The following is a 21289-nucleotide window of genomic DNA, read 5'->3' as shown; positions in this document are numbered from 1 at the left end:
ACAGGCAGGCAGACGGGAGAACCGCAATGGGCGTGGCGATGTTTATGAAGGTGGACGGCGCGACCGGCGAATCCGCCGACAAGCAGCACACCGGCTGGAGCGATATCCAGTCGTTTTCCTGGGGCGCGACCCAGCCGGCGGCGATGGCGACTGGCGGCGGCGGCAACGCGGGCAAGGCGAACTTCGACGACCTGGTCGTGAGGGCTTACATGGACAAGGCGACGCCGGCGATCATCAAGCATTGCGCGAGCGGCAAGCATCTCTCGAAGGTGGAGATATCGTCGTGCAAGACCGGGGGCGAGCAGATCGAGTTTTCGCGGGTCACGCTCGAAGAGGTGATCGTCACCGCGGCGCGCGTGGTGGGCGCCGATGCGAGCGACGCCACCGACCGTCTCCTGATGCAATACGGCTTCCAGGCCGCGCGCGTGAAGAAGCAGTACTGGGAGCAGAACGCGAACGGCGGCAAGGGGCCCGAGGTCACGATGGGCTGGGACATCAAGAAGAACAGCGAAATGTGAGGCCCGCATGCCGAGTGCCTCCTATCGTCTGGACCCTTCGCGAGCGCCAGCGGACAGCGCCGCACGCATACGCGCGGCGACGCCCATGTTGTTCGACCGTCTGAGGGAAGGCGCGCCGCCACGCGGCGCCGCTCACGCCGACGCGCTGCTCGACGCGGTGCTGCGCGATCTCTCGTGGCTGCTCAACACGGCCTGCGCGCTCGACGAGCGCACCGCGCGCCTCTATGCCGAAGCCGCCCGCTCGGTGCTCAACTTCGGCGTACCCGCCCTGGCGGGCACGCCGCTCTCCGGCATCGATACGCAATATCTGGAAAACGCGCTGCGAGAGGCGATCGTGTGCTTCGAACCGCGCCTGCAAGGCGGCAGTGTCGAGGTGCGCTGCGTGAGCGACGCGCCGCGCGCAAGGCGGCACAACGTGCTGACCTTCGAGATTTCTGGGCGCCTCGCCTGTTGCGATCCGCCGCTTGCCATGCTGGTGCACACGGAGCTGGACCTGGATTCCGGCGTCGCGCTGCTGCGGCCGCTGGGCGGTGCCGCGCAAGCCGCGACTGACGACGCCCGCCCGCGACGCTAAGGAAACGCTGCCCTATGGATGCACGCTTTCTCGACTACTACAACCGTGAACTTGCCTGGTTACGCGAATCCGGCGCGGAGTTCGCGCGCCAGTATCCGAAGGTTGCGGGCGGCCTCGGCATGCACGGCATCGACGTGGCGGACCCATTCGTCGAACGGCTGCTGGAGGGCTTCTGCTTTCTCACTGCGCGCGTGCAATTGAAAATGGACGCGGAATTTCCGCGCTTCTCCGAGCGGCTGCTCGACGTGGTGTACCCGGATCATCTCGCGCCCACGCCGGCGATGGCGATCGTCCAGTTCCAGGCCGATTCCGCACAAGGCTCGCTGAGCCAGGGCTTCACCGTGCCGGCAGGGACCAGTCTGATGGCGGCTGCGGCCGGCACTGCGACGGTCTGCGAATTCCGCACCGCGCAGCCAGTCACGCTGTGGCCGCTCTCGCTGCGCGAGGTCGAACTCGCGCCCGCACCCGCGGGCGTGCCGCCGCTTCCCGGCATGCCACGTGGAACGGGTAGCGGCGGGGGCGGCGGCGCGCGCCGGGGCGCCGGGCCGCTGCGGGCCTTGCGCATCGCGCTGAATGCGCGGGGCGGGGCGCGGCTGAGCCAGTTGCCGCTCGACCAGTTGACGTTCTTCCTCAGTGGGCCGGATCGTCAGGCGATGCGTTTGCTCGAACTCGTCTGCGCGCGCACGCTCGGTGTCGCGCTGCGCGAGGGCAACGAGGGCAAGTGGCTCGGCGCGCTGGGACCGCAATGCGTCGTGCACGAAGGATTCGATGCGGAGCAGGCGCTCTTTCCGCCCGGCGCGCGCAGCTTCGAAGGCTACCGGATCCTGCGCGAGCATTTCGCGTTCGCCGCGCGCAACCTCTTTTTCAGCGTGCACGGTCTGCGCAGCGCACTGGCCAACGCGAGCAGCGAGAGCGTCGACCTCTTCGTGCTGCTGGACGGCGAAGACGCCGATCTCGAACGCAGCATCGACGCGATGCACCTTGCGCTCGATTGCACACCCGCGATCAACCTGTTCCCGAAGCGCACGGAGCGCGTCCCGGTAACGCCAGGCGCGAGCGAGTACCGGCTGATGGTCGACCGCACGCGCGCGCTGGACTACGAGGTATTCGCCGTGAAGCGCGTGATCGGCCATCGCGCTGGCGCCGACGGCGACTGCGATTTCCTGCCGCTCTACACATCGCCCGCCGCCGACGACGCGCAGGAAACCGGCGCCTGGTTCAGCTCGCGGCGCGAGGCGCGGCTCGTCGGCACGCAAGCGCGGCGCAGCGGCACGCGCTCGAACCATGCGGGCTCCGATGTCTACGTTTCGCTCGTCGATCGTCGACGCGCACCGTTCGACGAGCGTATCGCGCTGCTATCGGCCGACACTCTTTGCACGAACCGCGACCTGCCGCTGCATCTTGCGACTGGCAGCGTCGGCGATCTCACGCTGAGGATCTCCGCGCCCGTGAGCCGCGTGCGCATCGTGCGGGGTCCTTCGCCACCGCGCCCGCCGCTTGCTCACGACGACGCGACGTGGCGGCTCATCGCGCATCTGGGGCTCAACTATCAGCCGCTCGCCGATATCGAGGACGAGGCCGGCGCGCAGCGGCTGCGCGAGCAACTGGAGATCTACGCCGATCCCGCGAATGCGCCGCTCGCGCAGCGCATTCGCGGCATTCGGGGCCTCGCGTGCAGGCCGGTGTTCAGACGACTGCCGGTGCCTGGGCCGCTCGTATATGGCCGTGGGGTGCGCGTGGAGATGACCGTCGACGACCATTCGTTCGCAGGCGACAGTCCCTACGCGCTCGGCGCGGCGCTCGAGCAGTTCTTCGCGCGGCATGCGTCGATCAATGCGTTCGTCGAATTCGCGCTGTACTCGGCGCAACGCGGCGAGATCGCCGAATGGCCCGCGCGGATCGGCCGCAGACCGGCGGTATGAATCGATAATAAGGATTACGGAACATGAGCCAACAAGCGCCGATTCCCGCCGGCCAGGACCGGTACCAGATGTTCTGGCGGCAGCTACGGGCCGCGCCGCACGAGCATGACCTGTTTCATCTGCTGCGCTGGATCGACGCGCTGGCAGGCGGCGAAGCGCCGCTCGGCGAGGCGCAGCATCCTGCGGGCGAGCCAGTGCGGCTCGGGCAGACGCCGTCGCTGTCGTTTGCGCCTTCGATGGTGGCCGCCGTCGATGGCGAAGAAAACGGACACGCGCCGGACGGACCGCCGCGCGTGCATATATACGGCTTCGGGCTGTTCGGGCCGAACGGTCCGCTGCCGCAGCACGTGACGGAGTATGCGTACGAGCGCGTCCACAGCTTCGGCGACCACTCGATGGCCGCGTTCGCCGACCTGTTCCACCATCGGCTGATCGTGCTGCTCTATCGCGCCTGGGCCGACGCGCAGCCGGTGGTCGGCCTCGACCGGCCCGGCGAGTCGCGTTTCGACCGCTATGTTGCGAGCCTCATCGGCCTCGCCGGCGCGCGCAACGCCGCGCCGCCGTTGCATGCTCGAGACGCGCCGGGGCGCCACGCGAAGTCCTTTCAGGCGGGTCACTGGGTGCGCCAGACGCGCAACCCCGAAGGGCTCGCGCAAATACTGCGCCACGACTTCGGCGTGCGGGTGCGCATCGTCGAACATGTCGTGCGCTGGATCGCGCTCGGCGAGCGTCAGCGCGGCGCGATCGGCGCGGTGCGAGGCCCACGGCGCGGTGGCGGACAAGTCGCGCGCCAGCGCGCAGCGGGCGCGGCGCTCGGCGAGGGCGCGCTGCTCGGGCGTGCGGTGCGCGACGCGCAGGGCAACTTTCGCATCGTGCTGGGGCCGCTGCCGCTCGCGCGCTACCAGGCTTTCCTGCCCGGTGGTGCAGACTCCGCCCGGCTCGTGCATTGGGTGCGCGAGTACATCGGCGCCGAGTTCGGCTGGGACCTGCAACTCGAACTGGCCGCGTCCGAGGTGCCGTGCGCAGCGCCCGGCGGTGCGGGCAGGCTCGGTTTGTCGACCTGGCTCGGGCGGCGCCTGAGCCGTGAACCCGCGCGCGACCTCGTGGTCGATCTGGTTGCGCGTGCACAAGGAGGCTGACGCGTGGCGCGCATCTTCACCCTCGAAAGTCCGTTAGGCGACGATCTCAAGTTCTACCGCCTGAACGGCGAAGAGGCGCTCGGGCGTCCGTTCGAGTGGCGCATCGAGGCGCTTGCCGCGAGTCACAACGTGTCGCTGCGCGAACTGCTCGGCAAGGCGGTGACCGTGCGCGTCGAACTGGCCGGGGGCGGGGAGCGCTACCTGAACGGGATCGTTTCGCGCGCCTCGTTGGTCGGGCGCCATGCCGAGCGTTACTACGCGTACGAACTGATCGTGCGACCGTGGCTCTGGCTCGCGAGCCGCAGCGCCGACTGCCGCATCTTCCAGGAAAAAAGCGTACCGCAAATCATGCAGCAGGTGCTCTCGCCCTATGGTTTCCCGATAGAGAGCCGGCTGACCGAAACCTATGCGCCGCGCGAGTACTGCGTGCAGTACAACGAGAGCGATCTCGACTTCGTCTCGCGGCTCATGGAGGCGGAGGGCATCTATTACTTTTTCCGCCATGAGGCCGGGACGCACACACTGGTGCTGTGTGACGCAATGGCTTCGCACCGCGATCTGCCCGGCTACGCGACGATTCCGTATATCGGCCGCGACCGCGCCGCGATTGCCGACGAGGAGCACATCGACAGCTGGCAGCCGGTACAGGAGGTGAGCGCGGGCCGGCGCGAGGCGAGCGACTACGACTATACGAAGCCGCACGCTGACCTGGGCGTGCAGCGCGCCGAGCCGCGCGGCCACGATCACGACGATTATTCGGTGTACGAATGGCCGGGTGGCTATCACGACGACGCGCACGGCGCCCAACGCAATCGCGTGCGCCTGGAAGAGCTGCAGGGTACCTACGACCGCGCACAGGCGCATACCGACGTACGCGCGTGCGCGCCGGGGTACCTTTTCGAGCTGGAACGCTGCCCGCGCGCCGACCAGAACCGCAAGTACCTGATCGTGCATTGCACGTACCGCTTCCAGGAGAATCCATACGCAAGCCACACCGGCAACGAGCCCGTGCTGCACGAGGCCGACCTGCTCGCCCAGCCCGACAATTTGCCGTACCGCACGCCGCGCACGACGCCGGTGCCGCACACCAACGGCCCGCAGACGGCGGTCGTGGTCGGACCGCCAGGTGAGGAGATCTGGACCGACCGCTATGGCCGCGTGAAGCTGCAGTTCCACTGGGACCGTTACGGCCGGCGCGACCAGGACTCATCGTGCTGGGTCCGCGTGTCGAGCCCCTGGGCGGGCGGCGGATTCGGCGGCGTGCAGATTCCGCGCATCGGCGACGAGGTGATCGTCGACTTCCTGAATGGCGACCCCGATTATCCGATCGTGACCGGACGCGTCTACAACGCCGCGAGCATGCCGCCCTGGAGTCTGCCCGTGAGCGCGACGCAAAGCGGGTTGCTCTCGCGTTCGACGCCGGGCGGTACGCCCGAGCATGCGAATGCGCTGCGCTTCGAAGACCGCAAGGGCTCGGAGCAATTGTGGATGCATGCGGAGCGCAATTTTGACGCTCAGACAGAACTCGACCATTCGCTTTCCGTGGGGCACGACCACATGCACACGGTCGGGAACGATGAAACGATGCAGGTGAGGAACAACCGGCAGAGGAGTGTCGGGCAGAACGAGACCGTCAACATCGGGCAGCATCGGGTCGCGCAGATCGGCGGCAACGAGACCACCAGCGTAGGCGGAAGCCATAGCGTCACGGTGAAGGGCGATAGCTCGCATACGGTCACCAATGGCAATCACAGCTTCACCGTGGCAAACGGGACGCATACCGTGCAAGTCGAACAGACCAGTACGCATGCGGTGGCCGCCGGGTCGCGAATCGTCGATGTGGCCGTGGGCGACTACAGCGTGACGGCGGCAACTGCGGTTCTCCTGTACGGCAAAAAGCAGGGTGTGGGCATCACCGGCGACGGCGGCGTCGGCATCACGGGCAGCAAGCTCGGCGTCGACGTGATCGGGAACGACGGGGGTGTCGGCATCACGGGTGATGGCAAGGGCCGGGGCGTGGCGGTCACCGGGACAGGCAAGGGCGTCGTCATCACCGGCACTCCTTTTACGGAAGTCTATGGCACGACCAACGTGGACATCTCGGCCCCCACAGTCAACGTAGGCGATCAGGACGTCAAGCAGGTCAACATCAACGCGAAGAAGATCGTCATCTCGACGGACGGCGCGAGCATCCAGCTCGACGCGTCAGGGATCACGATTCAGGGGACGATCGCCCATATCAACTAGTCGCATAGGGGAATGGAGAGGATTATATGGACGCTCACGCAGATCAGACCGATGAAGCGATGGCAATGCAAGCCACATACATCGATCCCGACACCATCGACGACGCCACACGCGCGAAGCTGTGCGCCCTTTTCGATGCGGGCACGGCGCCAGGTCCGGCAGCGCCCGCGCGAGCGCCCGCCATGGAGGGGCTGCTCGCAGCCGAGGTGACCGACACTCATCATCCGGACAGCCCCGGTCGGGTGCGGGTGCGCTGGCACTCTGCCCAGGGCGAGGCCGTGGAGTACTGGCTGCAATGCCTGCACGGGCATCGGCCGCGCAGGGGCGATCGCGTACTCGTCGAGCAGCCGGTGAACTGGCCAGAGCCGCTTGTCACGGGGATTCTGTCGGCAGGCGCCGCAGGGGCCGAAGCGGGCATCACCGAGGCGCCTGATATGCATGGCGCAACCGGGGCCGCCGACACGCACACGAGCCAGATCGTGAAGCTCGCGCCCGACGAATGCGTGCAGATCGACGATGCACACGGCAAACCGCTCGTGCAGATTCTCGCTTCGAGCGCGGGGCCGGTGGTGCGCCTGATGAGCCCGAACGTCAACCTGGAGGCCGCGGGCAAGCTCAGCCTGCGCGCACACACACTGGAGCTGGAGGCGGGCCGAGGCGGCGTCGATATCCGCACCGCGGCCGATACGGTGGTGCGCAGCCGCTGCATTCGGCTGAACTGACGCACGAGAGCACCGGGTGATGCAGCGCGAATTTGCCGCCAAGGATGCTGCGCTGGGCGCGTTCATCGAGCAGCCCGACTATCCGACACTCGTGCTCGGCGCAACCGATCTCGACGTCGTGCTCGCGTTCAGGATGCTGCAGGAACGCGATCGGCGCGACACGCGGCGCGTCTACCTGTTGTTCCCGTTCGAATGCGACGCGTCGGGCCGCTTTATGCAGCAGTGCATGGCATCGCTCGCCGCGCAGATCGCCGCCGAGAACCAGGTGCGCGCGCAAGAGGGCGTGACGCCATGGGCCGAGCTCCCGTTGCTTTGCACCGATCCGGGGCAGCCCCCCGCCCGGCGGCTAAGAGCGGCGATCGAGCATGTGCGCACGCTGGTTGCGGATGGCGTCGATATCGTCTGGGGGCTCATGCCATCGACGCTCGCGGACGCCGCCGGTTATCGCGAGACGGTGTTGCCGCTGCTTGCGCTCGATGGCTTCGAGGCGTGGATGGAGGGCCACCGCTTCTGCGTTCGCGACGATAGTTCTCGGCGCTTCCTGCTGCCGCAAGAGCAGCGCGCGAAAGCGCAACACGTGCTCCTGCTCGACCTCGACTTCTCGCCGGAAAAGAGCGCCGATGTCCTGGTGGGCGCAATGAACGACGCGGCCCGCCCGCCGGCTGAGCGGATGCAGGCGGCAATGCAACTGGCCGCGCTCGATCTCATGCACGGGCGGCTCGACCAGGCGCTGGAGAAATATCGCCTGCTGTATGGCTGGCATCGTGAGCAGCGCGACCCGCTCGGGCAGGCGCTGGCGCTGGGTGGAATCGGCGATGTCGCGACGCGCAGCGGCCAGCACGCCGATGCGAGCCGCTGGTATGCACATGCGCTCGATGCCGCGGCGGACAGCGGCAACCTGGGCGTGACGCTCAATATGCTCTTGGCGTCTGGGGAAGCTTGCCTGCGCCTGAAACAGCCCGCGCGCGCGGCCGAATATTTCGAGCTCGCGAGCCGCGGTGCGGACAAGCTGATGTTCCCGCACGCGAGCGTCGCCGCACTGGAGAAGCTCGGCGTGGCCCTGCTGGGTGCGCATAAGACGGCCGAGGCAGCACGCACGTGGACCGAGGCGAAAACGCTGTGCGAACGGTTCGGTTGCGAGCATCAGCGCCGCTCGCTGCTCGAACGGCTGGCCGCCCTGTATGCGCAGGCCGGCTTGAAGACCCAGGCTAAAGCCTACGAGATGGAGAAAGATCGGATTCCTTCATATCGTGAGGGAGCGCGTCGATAAATGAGCACCCCGTCCGGAAATCCGGCCAGCCCGGCTAACGAGCCGCCCCCGCCGCCTGCGCCGTTGATCTCGCCGACCGGCAACGCGTCGGTCGACGCGCTTGCCAGTGCGGTCAATGCCGGCGCGCAGCCGTTTCAGCAGCTCGGTAACCCGAAGGCCAACACGCTTGACCGCGTCACCAACGTCGTGAGCGGCGCGGTGGGCAGTCTCGGCGCGCTCGATCAGCTGCTCAATACGGGCATGGCGATGATTCCCGGCGCGAATCTCGTGCCCGGCATGCCGGCTGCGTTCATCGGCGTGCCGCATCTCGGGGTGCCACATGCGCACGCGCACCCGCCGAGCGATGGTGTGCCGATGCCAAGCTGCGGCATGACGATCGGAAGCGGCTGCCTGAGCGTTCTGTATGGGGGCATGCCCGCGGCCCGGGTGCTCGACATCGGCCTCGCGCCCACCTGTGGCGGCTTTGCGCCCATCTTCGAGATCTGTACCGGATCGAGCAATACCTTCATCGGTGGCGCGCGCGCGGCGCGCATGGCGCTGGACCTGACGCGTCACTGCAATCCGCTCGGCATGAGCGGCGCGGGGCACGCCGCGCAGGAGGCTGAGAAGGCGAGCGCACTCAAGCGTGCGATGCACATTGCCGGAATGGCGGCGCCGGTGGCCTCCGGCGGGCTGACGGCCACCGACCAGGCCGTGGATGGCGCTGGGGCGGCCGCCGTCGAGATGACGGCGGCGCAGACAGCGGCCGACGCGATCGCGATGGCGATGAGCAATCTGATGGGCAAGGATCCGGGCGTTGAGCCAGGAATGGGAACGCTGATCGAGGGCGACGCGAGCGTCCTGATCGGCGGCTTCCCGATGCCCGATGCGCTTGCCATGCTGATGTTGGGTTGGGGGCTGCGCAAGAAGGCAAAGGAGCCAGCTGAAGAGCCGAAGCGGACGAACGAGGGGCCGTGCAAGGACGGGCATCCGGTCGATGTGGTCATGGGCACGGCGGAAAACACATTTGTCGACTATGAAACCAGGGTTGCGCCCGCGTTCAAATGGGAACGCTATTACTGCAGCGGCTGGAGCGATCGTGACGGCGAGCTCGGTTTCGGCTTTCGTCATGTGTTGCAGCATGAGTTGCGACTGCTGCGCACGCGTGCGATCTATGTGGACGGTCAGAACCGGGAATACCCGATTCGGTGTAACCGGGCGGGGCGCTACGAGGGCGTGTTCGCTGGCTATGGACTCGAGCAGCGCAGTATCAATCGGTTCGTGCTGAGGCACGGCGCGCAAGGTGAACTCACATTCGAACGCACGAGCGAAGTGCAAGGTACGGCGCGGCTTGTGCGCCATCTGCGTGATGGCGTAGAAAGTGGCTTTCGCTACGCAAGTGACGGCACGCTACGGCACGTCGAACAGATGGCGTTGCGTGGCGGGCGCAGCCAGTTGATCGACTTCATTTATGACGCGCATGGCCATGTCATCGAGGTGCGTCTGACCGATGCGCAAGGCACGGTCTCACGCATCGCCCGGTACCGCTACGATGCCGCTGGATGTCTGGTGACGTCCACCAATGCGCTCGGCGCATCGATGACATACGGCTACGACAACCGGCGGCGCATGATTCGGGAGACGGATGCCAACGGTTATTCATTTTCCTACCGTTACGACAGCGATAGCCGTTGTGTCGAAAGCGTCGGACAGGATGGAATGTGGCGCGTCGTGCTCGACTATCAGCCGGGGCGAACGGTGGTCACGCGCGCCGATGGCGGCAAATGGACCTTTCTTTATAACAAATCGCGCACAGTGACACGTGTTGTCGATCCGTATGGCGGCGCGACGGATCGCTTGATCGGGCCGGACGGCCGCATCGTTCAAGAGATCGATTCGGGCGGACGCAAAGTGCGTTGGCTGTACGATGAACGCGGACGTAACACAGGACGCATGGACCGTTGGGGCAAACGCTGGCCACCGTGGGACGAGGTCGCTACGCTACCCAATGCTTTGGTGCATACAGTGCCTGATGCGCCGTTGGCGTTGCAATGGGGAGACGTCGAGCCTAGCGAACTGGCCGGGACGGTGCTGCTTTCGCCACAAGTCGAACAGCTTGTTAGCGCGTCGCGCCCGATGGCACCGACAACTTCCGCGCACGGCGACGCGGTGGTACATCAGCGGGCGCAAACCGACGAATCGGAGCGAGCCAGACATATTGACGTCGATTCGGTCGGCAACGTCTTGCGGCTACGCGATAGGGACGGCCGCGACTACCGCTACGCCATCGCCTCATTCAATCTGCGGCAGAGCGAGACCGATCCGCTGGGAAATACCGTCAGTTACCGATACACTGCGAAGGCACGGATTGCTGCGATCGTCGATGCGAACGGCAACGAAAGCCTCTATACGTACGACCTGAAAAATCGGATCAGTAGCGTCATGCGTCACGGAGTCGTGCGCGAAACCTATACGTACGACATCGGCGACAGGTTGATCGAAAAGAAAGACGCGACGGGAGAGGTGTTGTTGCGTTTCGAGGTCGGCTCGAACGGTTTGCATAGCAAGCGGATACTCGCAAGCGGCGCAACGCACAGCTACGAGTACGATGCACGCGGAAAATTCACGAAGGCGTCGACGGATCGATTCGATGTCACGCTCGCCTACGATACGCGCGGCCGCCGCATTGCGGATCTGCGCGATGGTCTGGGTGTCCAGCACGCGTATATCGACGGATCACTCTGCAGCACGACGTACTTTGAACGCTTTGTAGTACGTTACGAAGCGCATGGGAAAAGTGACGACGTGCACATTCAGGACCCCTGCGGCGGCGTGCATGGCTTTGCGCGTGCTGCTGACGGCCGCATATTGCTGCGCCTTGGCAATGGCAGGCACTGGCTGTACCAGTTCGACGCCGAAGGCCGATGCGTGGAGCGCCTCGGGTGGACCGAGGGTGCCGCATCGCCGGTGCATTGCGTGCACTACCAATACAGCCCGTTCGGCGAGCTTCGTGCGGCGACCGATAGCGCAAATGGCGCGACACGATATGAATACGACGCTGCACATCGGCTGACTGGCGAGTTTCGCAACGGATGGCCCGTGCGTCACTTCAAATACGACCGAGGCGGCAATCTGTTGTCCACGCCCACGCATCAGTGGCTATCCTGCGTAGAGGGCAACCGGCTAACTTCGACGGTCGGCGTGGCCTACCGCTACGATCATCGAAATCATCTTTCGGAGTCCTTGAGTAAACATTGCTGCACCGCTTATCGTTACGACAGCCTGGACATGCTGGTCGAAGTCACGAGCAGCGATTGGGACGGTGCCTGGCGCGCGGAGTATGACGGGCTGTGCCGGCGATGTGCGAAGACGCTGGGGCAGCGGCGCACCGAATACTATTGGGACGGCGACCGCCTGGCGGCGGAGAGGGGGCCAGACGGGCGGCTGAGAATCTACGTCTACGTTAATGAAACGGCCTTCTCGCCGTTCATGTTCATCGATTATGCGAGCCTGGACGCAGCGCCGGAATCTGGCGCGGCGTACTTCGTGCTGTGCAACCAGGTTGGGCTGCCCGAGCGCATCGAGGACAAGGCGTGGCGGGTTGTCTGGGAAGCGGCGGAGATCGATCCATATGGTGCGATCGAGGTCGCCGCCGGCAATACCGTCGACTATGCGCTGCGCTGGCCCGGGCATTACTTCGATTCCGAGACCGGACTTCACGACAATCGATTCCGGTCGTATAGCCCGCGCCTCGGGCGATATCTTCAATCCGATCCCGCCGGACAATCCGGAGGGGTCAACTTGTACGCCTATCCGGCTAATCCGCTGATATCCGTCGACGTTTTCGGGCTCACAGGAGGAGGGACGTGCGATGGCCAGGAGGCGTCCGATGAGAACGACAACCAGAAGAAGCCCGATCGGGAAAATCCGGATGCAGGCACGCACAGCGATGAGCCCGATCCGGCGCAAGTGACGATCAGTGGCGTATGCGATAACCCGCACGAAGAAGTGCAGGCGAGGCGCTTCGGGGAGATCCTGGGAGGCGGAGAATTCAAATTTCCAGAGCGCGATGCGAGCGGGGCGTACACCAAGGGACGGCAAGGTATCGAGGGGTATTTTGAAACGCCCGATGGCAAGAATATTCCCGTTTCATTGAAGGATCTCGACCAGCCGCCGAAGAATGTTTTCCGAACGATTCGAGAGAATGCCGGACAGATAAAGAAGGCCGCGCTGAAGCCGCCAACCGACCCGCACTATCTGCCACCGGGGACGCTTGGTCAAACGATCGTTCATGTTCAGGCGAGGAATCTCACGACACAGGAGATCACGGATTTCCTCGACAACAGCAAGCCGAACGTATTTCCGCAGGATCCATTCAAGGAGATAATCATCGATACAAACAACGGTGTCGTCCGGATTTTCGAGCAAGGAGGGGTGATGAAGCATGTGATCGATGATTCCATTCCGCCACTTGGGCCCAAGCCATGACGTGTCAGTTCGAGGTCGTACCGGCCGTCGCGCAACCGGTCAATGCCGGTACGTTAATCGAGCGGCTTGCGGGGAGCCATGAAGCCCATGGGCGATCCAGTATTGTCATTCGTGATTTCGTCGACAACCGGGAATTGGACTTGGGTGAGGTGCTCGAACCGGGGGAGGCCTACTACGTCGTTATTGGCGAGGTTCAGGCGGTGCTATGGGTGTGGAGGAACGACGGCGTGGACGACGAAGAAGATTTGCTCGCCGGGCTCAAGAATTACAACCATTCGATGGCCGTTGCCGATCTGGCGAACGCCTGGCGTCGCGCGGGATGGTCGATCGGACTGAACGTGTCGTATCCGCAGTCCGGAGCCCCGGCGTTCGTAGACCTCTGCAAAGCCCTGCTCGAACTGACGTCGGGGGCCTTGATCGTGTCCTCGTTGAGTCAGTTTCCGCTTGCGAGAGGGGTGTACGACGCGCGGGGGCTTTAGTTACCGTTTTGAAAATTCGATGCCAGGTTATCCTATGCTCGACGCAAAGGGCATAACCCGACCCATTGCGACGGCCGGCAGTCGCTCAAGTACGACCGCTATGTAGCCCACCTCGGCCATTGGAGTGCACGACAATTACATTTCGCCAACAGATTCCCCGGATCGTGCCTGATTCCTCGGAACGACTACCGCGCGAATGGCAACTAGCCATTGGGCTTCGAGCTTCGAAAGCTCCTGTTCGACCGCCTCGGGGTCCTGCAGCAGATGGATGGCCGATTCTTCGGGCACCCCCACCTCCTCGAGGGTGACCTCGTCGAGCGACGTACCCAGACCCTGCAGACGTTGCGAAAGCGGCGGATGAGTGTCGACGGGGTGCGCGACCGCTGTCTTGCCAAGCTCGTCGCGCGCGGCGTTCCAGTCCATCGCGCCGAGCGCGGTGCGGCAGCCGTACTGATAGGTCACCGACAAGTTCTCATACATGCGTCCCTCGGCCAGTTCATCGATATGCGCGCGCGTGAGCGCGCCCCATTGGCGCGCATGGGTCGCGATTTTCACCAGCGCACGCGCAAGTGACCGGGCGTCCGACGCCTCAGCGCCCGCCTGATCGGCGAGCATTTCGCGCTCTCGTCCGATGGAGCGCTCCGCGGACGCAAAGACATTCCAGCACGTGCCCAGCGTCACGATGGCCGGCAGACGTGCGAGATCCGAGGCATTGCCTCCGCGTGCCGACGCCATCGCAGACCACGCTAGGCCGAGTCGTGAGTAGGCGGGCGCAAAGCGTTTGCTGTAAATCACGTCGTCGCCACGGAAGTGTCCGAGTTCGTGGCCGATCACTGCCGCAAACTCCGGCTTGCTGAACAAGCGCATCGTGCAAAGCGAAATAAACAGCGTTTCGTTCGCGATCGTGCCGTGACGGCCAAACAACGCAACGGGCCCAGCGGTAACGAAGAAATTGGGCTCGAGCCCGGCGATGATATTGGCCGGTGATCGTGCGCCGAGCCGACGTGCGATGTCGTCGACGAATTGAAACAACCGAGGCTGAGACTCGCGATCGAGTTGCACGGCCTTGATAAGCATCGGTGTTTCCTTGAAGAACTGGAACGTCGAGCGCAGCAGCGTCCAGCACACGAGCAGCGCTGCAAATCCCACGGTGGCGAGCAGCACCGCGTGAACCTGATGAATCGTCATGGTCTCGATCGTGTAGACCGAAAAGACGAACAACACCGCTTGCCCGAACACCGAGACCGCGAGCAGGAACATCACGGCACGCACAACGAAGCCGAACATCCGGCTCAGCCGTGCGCGATTCGTGCCGGCGATCGCTCTGCCGCCGTAAATCACGAGCAAGATCAAACCACCGATGGCGGCGATCGCCCACGAAGCGTATTTGACGATCGCGACCTCGTCCGCCGGGGAACACATTTCCTTATAGCCTTCCGCGTTTCCCGCAGCGCGGATCTGTGCACAAACCGAGGCATAGCTCAGGTGCCGGGCTTGATAGTTTTCTTCGGTGACCAGACGCTGATTGAACACCACCGAATCGTGAAACTGGCCCTCGTACACCGAGGCCATGAAGTGCGCCGTCAGTACGCCGAATACGGGAATGAAGAACAGGCAGGCGAGCAACATGCACAGCGCCTTGGTGCGGGAAAGCGGCTTGTTGGCCATTTGCAGGTCTCTTTGAGCGTGATCGTACTTTTACGGCGACAGCGTCGCGAAGCGCGGAGCGGCTATTTCGACAAATGCCACATCTTCTTAAGGATTTTCTGAAAATGTTGTGGGCATACGTCGGCCGGGTCCGTTATCCAGGCGGATTACTGCCGGACGTCGGCGGGCATCGAACTACCGCTTCCGATCACAGATTGTGTCGGCGGAGATACGAATAGCGTAGGAGGACGCGTTCGCGTGAGCGCGCGACTCAAACGATCTACTACCTATTTCCGGCAGCAATGGCTTTCAACCAGTTGCTGTCTGGCGGTCGATATCGACCCGGGATCTCGCGCGACTCGCAGAAAATCACTTTTCCTTCTGAGCGGCTTTCCCGAGACGCAGCACGAAGTTGTCGGCGATCCGAGGCGCACTTTCGAATGGGCCGGAAAATCTCTATCCAGTGGGCAGCGCGCCACCCACCTTGCTATCCGGTCTGTTCAATTCAACGGCTCTATTTTGCGGCCGTGGTCGTCGCGCCGGTATATTTGAGCTGCTCGACCTCGTGAGGTGCGGTTTCCGGATCATCCAGCGTTGGCGTGATATGCCCAACCAGAATGCCCATGCTGATAGACGTACGCACGTATTTCGTATCACCCGCGCGCAAGGTGAACGATACCTCGTTCTTCGTCTCAGTCGTTGTCGACACCGTGTAATCGCCCGGGATCTCGTCCACGTAGAAGAAACCACCCGGTACGGAGCGCCCGACGACCTTGTCGTTAAGCTTGATTTCCGGCTGGATCATGGCTCCAGCGAAGCTGTCAGCGCGGAAGAAATAGATTCGGCCATAATCGGCCGCGAGCGTCGGTATCGAAGATGCGACGTCCTTGTATTGTGGTCCCGATGCACACCCTGCTGCGAGCAATGCTACGCCGACCGAGAGCGACAAAGTGCGGTAGAGGTTCTTCATTCAAGTGTCCCGATAAATCCCGAATTGGCTGAAAACAAGAATGCCTGGCTGGGTGGCGCATTTCGCCCAACATTGGCATTTTTGAATTACGGCACGAAATTCCAGTTCTTTACCGCCGCCTCAATACCGCTTGAAGTCGAACTCTAATGTTCGATCCAAAAAAACATTCAATTTGGTTTCAAATTCCAATCATTTATATTACTTAAATTCAGCAAGCATAAAATGATTGCGCCCCATTAAAGATTCGTCTGAAGGTTGCCGATAGCCTCGCATGAGCAGCCAAAAACGAACTTAAAACACGCGGTACACCGACCGCTCCGGGGTTCCCAGCGCATGCAATGCTCGCGCGTGCCGGGGAAGAAAACAATGCAAAGCCGATGGTATGTCCAGGCGCGCAGCGATGGCCTGCGCGCGTTATTCGTTCTCCTGACCAGCGCAGTCCTGGCGCCACCGTTCGCGCTCGCCGGCGTCATCGTGCCGGATGGCAGAACCGCGACGACGGTCACGACCACTGCGGGTGGTGCGCAAACCGTCAATATCGCGCCGGCTGTCGCGGGCGTTTCGCAGAACACCTATTCGACGTTCAACGTGGGCGCAGCGGGCGCGACGCTCAATAACGTCGGTATCAACGCGCGTACGATCGTCAATCAGGTGACGAGCACGAATCCGAGCCTGATCGAAGGCGCAATTACCGTCGCAGGTTCGCGCGCGAACGTCATTCTCGCCAACCCCAACGGCATCACGGTCAACGGCGGCTCGTTCATCAACGCCGGCCACGTGGCGCTCACGACCGGTCAGGTCAGTTTCAGCGATGTGCAAATCGCGCCGGGCGTGGTTCAGCGCAATGTCGTGCTCGGCACGACCGGCGGCACGATCGTGATTGGTCCGGGCGGCCTGTCGAGCGCGCTCGTGGATCTCGATCTCATCGCGAAGAATGTCCAGGTCAACGGGGCGTTGAATAACACGTTTTCCTCGGGAACGGCGCTCACACGCATTCTGGCGGGCACGAGTTCGGTCACGCTCAACACGGGTTTTTCCGCCTCGGATAACGCGAACGACTGGATGTCGATCACATCCAGTGCTGCCAATGCGCAGGCAAAAAGTTTTGCACTCGACATCACGGCAGCAGGCAGCATCGCGAGCGGGCGCATCGAACTGATCGTGACCGACCAGGGACCGGGCGTGCGCAGTGCGGGTCCGCTGAATGCGTCGCTCGGCAATTTCTCGCTGAGCTCGAACGGCGCGGTGCAGTTCTCCAACAGTTCGGTCAACGCGGCGACCGATGTGAGTTTCAGCGTCAAGGATGCGCTCGCATTCTCCGACACCCAGGTCAACGCCAACAACGGCGCCGCCGCACTCACCGCTACTGGCGCAATGACGCTCACGGGGAGCAGCGTCATCGCTAACGGCGCAGTCAATCTGGGCGCGAACGGTCTGACTTTCGAACTCGATAGTGCGCAGAAGGGTTCGACCGTCGCATCGGCGAGCGCGGGCGTCGTGCTTCAGAGCAGCGGCGATATCGTCAATGTCGGATCGCTCATCCAGGGGCAGCAGCAAACATCCGGAGACACTGCGTCGAAGGGTGCGGTGACGATCGCCGCCGCGGGCAACGTGCTCAACCAGTCGAATCCAGGGGGAGCCCTTGGCATTCTCTTCGGCGTGCAGGGCGATGTTTCGATCGTCGCAGGCGGCGATGTCGTCAATGAAAATGCGCGCGTGCTGTCGAACAACAATGTAAACATCACGGCAGGCGGCGACTTCAGCAATATCGCCGATCACACCACGGGCGTGGCAAACGGCGCGGCGGTCGGTTTCTCGCAGAGCAGCAGCGGTTTCCTCTTCTTCCGCCATCGCAACAGCGGCTTCAACGTCGATTACGGACAGCTCGCGGATGCCAACGAACTCGCCTACGTCACGGCCGATTCGGGCAACGTGACGATCAACGCAAACAATATCGCCAATACAGGCGGCTCGATCCTGTCGAATAACGGCGCAGTCTCGATGACCGCGCTTGGCACACTCGACACGCAGGCCGTTTTCACCGGCCAGGCGGCATACCGGCAATCCTGCTTCATTTTCTGCAAGTCGAGTGCGAGCAGTTCCGTGCAGGCATTTGGCGGCGTGATCGAGGCGGGCACGGATATCAGCCTCAAGGCGGGCACGCAGATCACCAACACGGGTGGCACCGTGCTCGCCGTGGGCAAGCTGTCGCTCGACGCGCCGCGCACGCTCGCGCAAGCCGTCCTGGGCTATAGCGCCATCAACGAGACGCACGACCTGAAGGCATGGTTCGGCAACGGCTGGGCGTCGATCTACGCAACGGATACCGGCGGCCTGTTTGAGGGCGGCTCTGGCGCTGTGGAACTTACCGGCGCGGGCGAAATTGACGGCGGCGCCTTCATCGCGCCCAACGGTGTGCATGCGGGTGGTGGGGTTGTCACGACGCGCCCGCGCTGGCAGCAGCCGGTGGGGATCGGTACGCATAACTCGATCGGGCTCGTGTCGTGGTTCGGTCTGTGAGCACGCCCTTCGTTCAGGCCAGTTTGCGCGCGGCCGTGCTGGCGGGGATACTGCTCGCGTCGAATGCGCGCGCACAGCTGGCGCCTCCGCTTCCTCCGCCTCAACTGCCTGCACTCCCGCAAGGTGCCCGCGCGGTGCAAGACCCGGCGCAGCGCCTGCTGCAGCAGCAGCGCGACCAGCAACGCAACGACGAACTCCAGCAGGCCCCCGCGCAGATCTCGGTGCCGGAGGGCGCGGTGCCGAACCTGCCTGCCGGCGCGGATGTGGAGTCATTGCCGGACGTCGCGCCGATGTTCCGCATCGACCACATCGAATTCACCGGTGACTCGCCGGTCTCGCGCAACGCGCTCGATGAAGTCGCGCAGCCATTCATTGGCAGGATGCTGGGCCGCAACCGTATCAACCTGTTGCTTCGCCGGCTGACTGAAGCCTTCATTGCGCACGGCTACATCACCACGCGCGCGTACCTCGGGCAGCAGAATCTCGCCTCGGGCACGCTGACGATCAACGTGGTGGCGGGGCGCATTGCGGCATTTACGCTCAATGGCCAGCCGCTGCGGCCGCGCAGCGCACAACCGGGACGTGTACCGCCCGTGGGCGGTGGCTTTCTCTCCGACGATGGTACGGCCTGGGCATTCGGCGCTTCACAGGGCGATGCGCTGCGCCTGCCCGACCTCGAGCAGGGCGTCGACCAGATTAACCGGCTGCGCCGCAATCAGGCGCAGATCCAGATCCTGCCCGGCGAGGCGCCGGGCGATTCGATTGTCGCCATCACGAATCACTACGGTGGCCCGTTCTATGTCGATGCTGGCCTCGACAATTACGGCAGTTCCAGCACGGGCACGCTGCGCTATCGCGCTTCACTCGAAGCAGACAACGCGATCGGTTTTCAGGAGTCCCTCGGGCTCAGTTATGTCGGCTCCGAAAACAGCAATGCGCTGGTGTTTTCCGCGGCGGTGCCGTTCGGCTACCAGACGCTTAGTTACACGACAGCGCTTTCGGAGTATCAGCAGGCCATTGGCGACACGGCGCTGCTCGACGGGCGCACGTTCAGCCAGACACTCGGCTGGAACGACGTGCTCACGCGCTCGGCGAGCGGCCGCATCAGTCTGGACGCGACGCTGACCAAGTTGCGCACCGAGCGCAGCGTCAACGGGATCGAACTCTCCCCGCAGGACCTCACGGTGGCGCGCATCGGTGTGAACGGACTGTACCGGTTCGCGGCGCATGGCGATCCGGCCGCGGCCACGTGGGATCTCGGCATTTCGCAGGGCCTGCCGTGGCTCTCCGCGAGCCACGACGGGCCTGATATCGACAGCAGCGACGCGCACAGCCAGTTCACCATGGGCGACGCCACACTCACGCTGCAGGCGACGGTGGGCCAGCTCGGTGCGCTCTCCTTCGCGTACCGGGGCAGGCTGCGCGCGCAGTACAGCGCGGTGGCGCTCTTCGGCAACGAGCAGATCTTTCTCGGCGGCATGGACTCGGTGCGCGGCTTCACGGAAGGCGGCATCGCCGGCGATAGCGGTTTTTACCTGCGCAATGAAACCGTCTGGCAGAACGCGCCAGCGTGCTTCGACACGCATCTCGAACCCTACGTATTTCTCGATGGCGGCAAGTCGCACCTGGTGGCTCAGGGCGGCTGGCCGACATTGATGGGCGCAGGCGTGGGTGTACGCGCCGCGCGCCGTTTCGGCACTCACACGATGACGGGCGAAGTGCTCGTGGGCCGGGCGCTGTTGCAGCCCGCTTCCATGGGCGAGAAGGCAACCGTCGTACTCGCAACGATCAACTGGTCGGAATAAAGGAGCAGACATGAGCAGGTCGATTTCAATGCAGGGCGCAGGACGGTTCGCGATACGCGTGGCGTTCGTGGCAGCAACCGCAGGCGCGGTGGGCTTGATTGGCGCAAACAACGCGTACGCGACGGTGCATACGAAGGCAAAGGCAACGGACTCGAGCGCGAAGGCGAAAGCCAATGCGGATGCAAACGCGAATGCGCAGGAGACTGGCCTGCCGCCGGGCGTGATCGCACGCGTGAACGGCGTGCCCATTCCACAGGACCGGCTCGATGCCGCGGTGAAGCTTTCGCATGCGCCGGACACCCCAGCGCTGCGTGCGACGCTCAAGAACCAGCTGATTGCGCGCGAACTGTTCCGCCAGGCGGCAGAAAAGGCGCACTACGAAAGCCGGCCTGCCGTGCAGGCGGAAATCGACCAGGTGAAAGCGACCGTGGTGACCCAGGCGTGGCTGCAGGATCAGCTCAAGCCCGTGCAGGTCAGCGACGCTGACTTGAAGGCGCAATACGACAAGGTCGTCGCAACCCTTGGCGACACCGAATACAAGCCGCGCGTGATTGCCACACGCGACGCCGACACCGCACAGAAGGTGCTCGACCAGCTCAAGAAGGGCGTGGATTTCGCGCAGCTCGCGCGACAGTTCAGCCAGGGGCCGAATGCGGCGCAGGGCGGTGAGATGGGCTGGATCTCGTTCAAGACGCCGATCGAGGCGGGCAAGACGCAGAACTGGCCGCAGCCGCTCGCCGAGGCGCTGGTGAAGTTGCCGCAGGGCGGCGTGACGAGTGCGCCGGTGCAGATCGACGGGACGTACTGGATCGTGCGCGCCGACGAAAAGCGCGCCACGCAGATTCCCACCTTCGACCAGTCGAAGGAAATGCTGCGCAGGCAACTGGAGCAGGCCGCACAGACGAAAGCAGCCGCCGAGCTCGTGCTGGGCCTGACGAAGCAGGCGCACATCGAGCAGTAACAGTGGAAGTAAGAGCAGAAGTAAAGCAGTAGCACGGGCTGCGCGGCG

At 64.0% G+C, this 21289-nt stretch carries 14 protein-coding genes; 12 read left to right on the top strand and 2 right to left on the bottom strand.

What is annotated here, in order from left to right:
- Positions 1–26 precede the first annotated feature (26 nt).
- The 9 genes from A3CW_RS0134980 to A3CW_RS0134940 all read left to right on the top strand — a co-directional run bounded on the left by A3CW_RS0134980 (position 27) and on the right by A3CW_RS0134940 (position 13338).
- Positions 27–518 (top strand): Hcp family type VI secretion system effector, encoded by a 492-nt coding sequence (locus A3CW_RS0134980; protein WP_028207687.1) that lies wholly within the window; start codon positions 27–29, stop codon positions 516–518.
- Between the two features lie 85 nt (positions 519–603).
- Positions 604–1092 carry a type VI secretion system baseplate subunit TssE gene (gene tssE, locus A3CW_RS48600; RefSeq protein WP_051481926.1) on the top strand — a complete coding sequence of 163 codons (489 nt, stop codon included), beginning with the start codon at positions 604–606 and terminating at the stop codon, positions 1090–1092.
- A 14-nt stretch (positions 1093–1106) separates the two neighbouring features.
- Positions 1107–3014 carry a type VI secretion system baseplate subunit TssF gene (tssF, locus tag A3CW_RS0134970; protein WP_028207686.1) on the top strand — a complete coding sequence of 636 codons (1908 nt, stop codon included), beginning with the start codon at positions 1107–1109 and terminating at the stop codon, positions 3012–3014.
- A gap of 23 nt (positions 3015–3037) precedes the next feature.
- Positions 3038–4153 carry a type VI secretion system baseplate subunit TssG gene (gene tssG, locus A3CW_RS0134965; protein WP_081771955.1) on the top strand — a complete coding sequence of 372 codons (1116 nt, stop codon included), beginning with the start codon at positions 3038–3040 and terminating at the stop codon, positions 4151–4153.
- A gap of 3 nt (positions 4154–4156) precedes the next feature.
- Positions 4157–6400 carry a type VI secretion system Vgr family protein gene (locus tag A3CW_RS0134960; RefSeq protein WP_028207684.1) on the top strand — a complete coding sequence of 748 codons (2244 nt, stop codon included), beginning with the start codon at positions 4157–4159 and terminating at the stop codon, positions 6398–6400.
- A gap of 26 nt (positions 6401–6426) precedes the next feature.
- Complete coding sequence (locus A3CW_RS0134955; protein ID WP_028207683.1) at positions 6427–7122, top strand: hypothetical protein; 696 nt, start codon at positions 6427–6429, stop codon at positions 7120–7122.
- A gap of 19 nt (positions 7123–7141) precedes the next feature.
- On the top strand, positions 7142–8392 hold the full coding sequence (locus tag A3CW_RS0134950) for a tetratricopeptide repeat protein (RefSeq protein ID WP_028207682.1): 1251 nt from the start codon (positions 7142–7144) through the stop codon (positions 8390–8392).
- Complete coding sequence (locus A3CW_RS0134945; protein WP_081771954.1) at positions 8393–12859, top strand: RHS repeat-associated core domain-containing protein; 4467 nt, start codon at positions 8393–8395, stop codon at positions 12857–12859.
- Complete coding sequence (locus tag A3CW_RS0134940; protein ID WP_028207680.1) at positions 12856–13338, top strand: hypothetical protein; 483 nt, start codon at positions 12856–12858, stop codon at positions 13336–13338. The genes A3CW_RS0134945 and A3CW_RS0134940 overlap by 4 nt, the downstream gene beginning before the upstream one ends.
- A gap of 135 nt (positions 13339–13473) precedes the next feature.
- Here the strand turns inward: A3CW_RS0134940 and A3CW_RS0134935 are convergent, their stop codons facing one another.
- Positions 13474–15006: a M48 family metallopeptidase gene (locus A3CW_RS0134935; RefSeq protein WP_028207679.1), complete on the bottom strand. Its 1533-nt coding sequence runs from the start codon at positions 15004–15006 to the stop codon at positions 13474–13476.
- 493 nt (positions 15007–15499) lie between these two features.
- On the bottom strand, positions 15500–15955 hold the full coding sequence (locus tag A3CW_RS0134930; protein ID WP_028207678.1) for a DUF2846 domain-containing protein: 456 nt from the start codon (positions 15953–15955) through the stop codon (positions 15500–15502).
- Positions 15956–16321: 366 nt separating this feature from the next.
- On the opposite strand from A3CW_RS0134930, the gene A3CW_RS0134925 reads away from it, so the two are divergent.
- From A3CW_RS0134925 to A3CW_RS0134915, 3 genes are read left to right on the top strand one after another with little or no spacing between them, the layout of a single operon-like run.
- Positions 16322–18475: a two-partner secretion domain-containing protein gene (locus A3CW_RS0134925; protein ID WP_028207677.1), complete on the top strand. Its 2154-nt coding sequence runs from the start codon at positions 16322–16324 to the stop codon at positions 18473–18475.
- A complete protein-coding gene (locus tag A3CW_RS0134920) occupies positions 18472–20280 on the top strand; it encodes a ShlB/FhaC/HecB family hemolysin secretion/activation protein (protein WP_051481925.1) in 1809 nt (602 codons plus the stop codon). The genes A3CW_RS0134925 and A3CW_RS0134920 overlap by 4 nt, the downstream gene beginning before the upstream one ends.
- A gap of 10 nt (positions 20281–20290) precedes the next feature.
- Complete coding sequence (locus A3CW_RS0134915; protein ID WP_028207675.1) at positions 20291–21241, top strand: peptidylprolyl isomerase; 951 nt, start codon at positions 20291–20293, stop codon at positions 21239–21241.
- Positions 21242–21289 lie beyond the last annotated feature (48 nt).

It is taken from the genome of Paraburkholderia nodosa DSM 21604 (genome assembly GCF_000519185.1).
GTDB lineage: Bacteria > Pseudomonadota > Gammaproteobacteria > Burkholderiales > Burkholderiaceae > Paraburkholderia > Paraburkholderia nodosa.
This window is presented reverse-complemented; position numbering and strand designations above follow the sequence as displayed.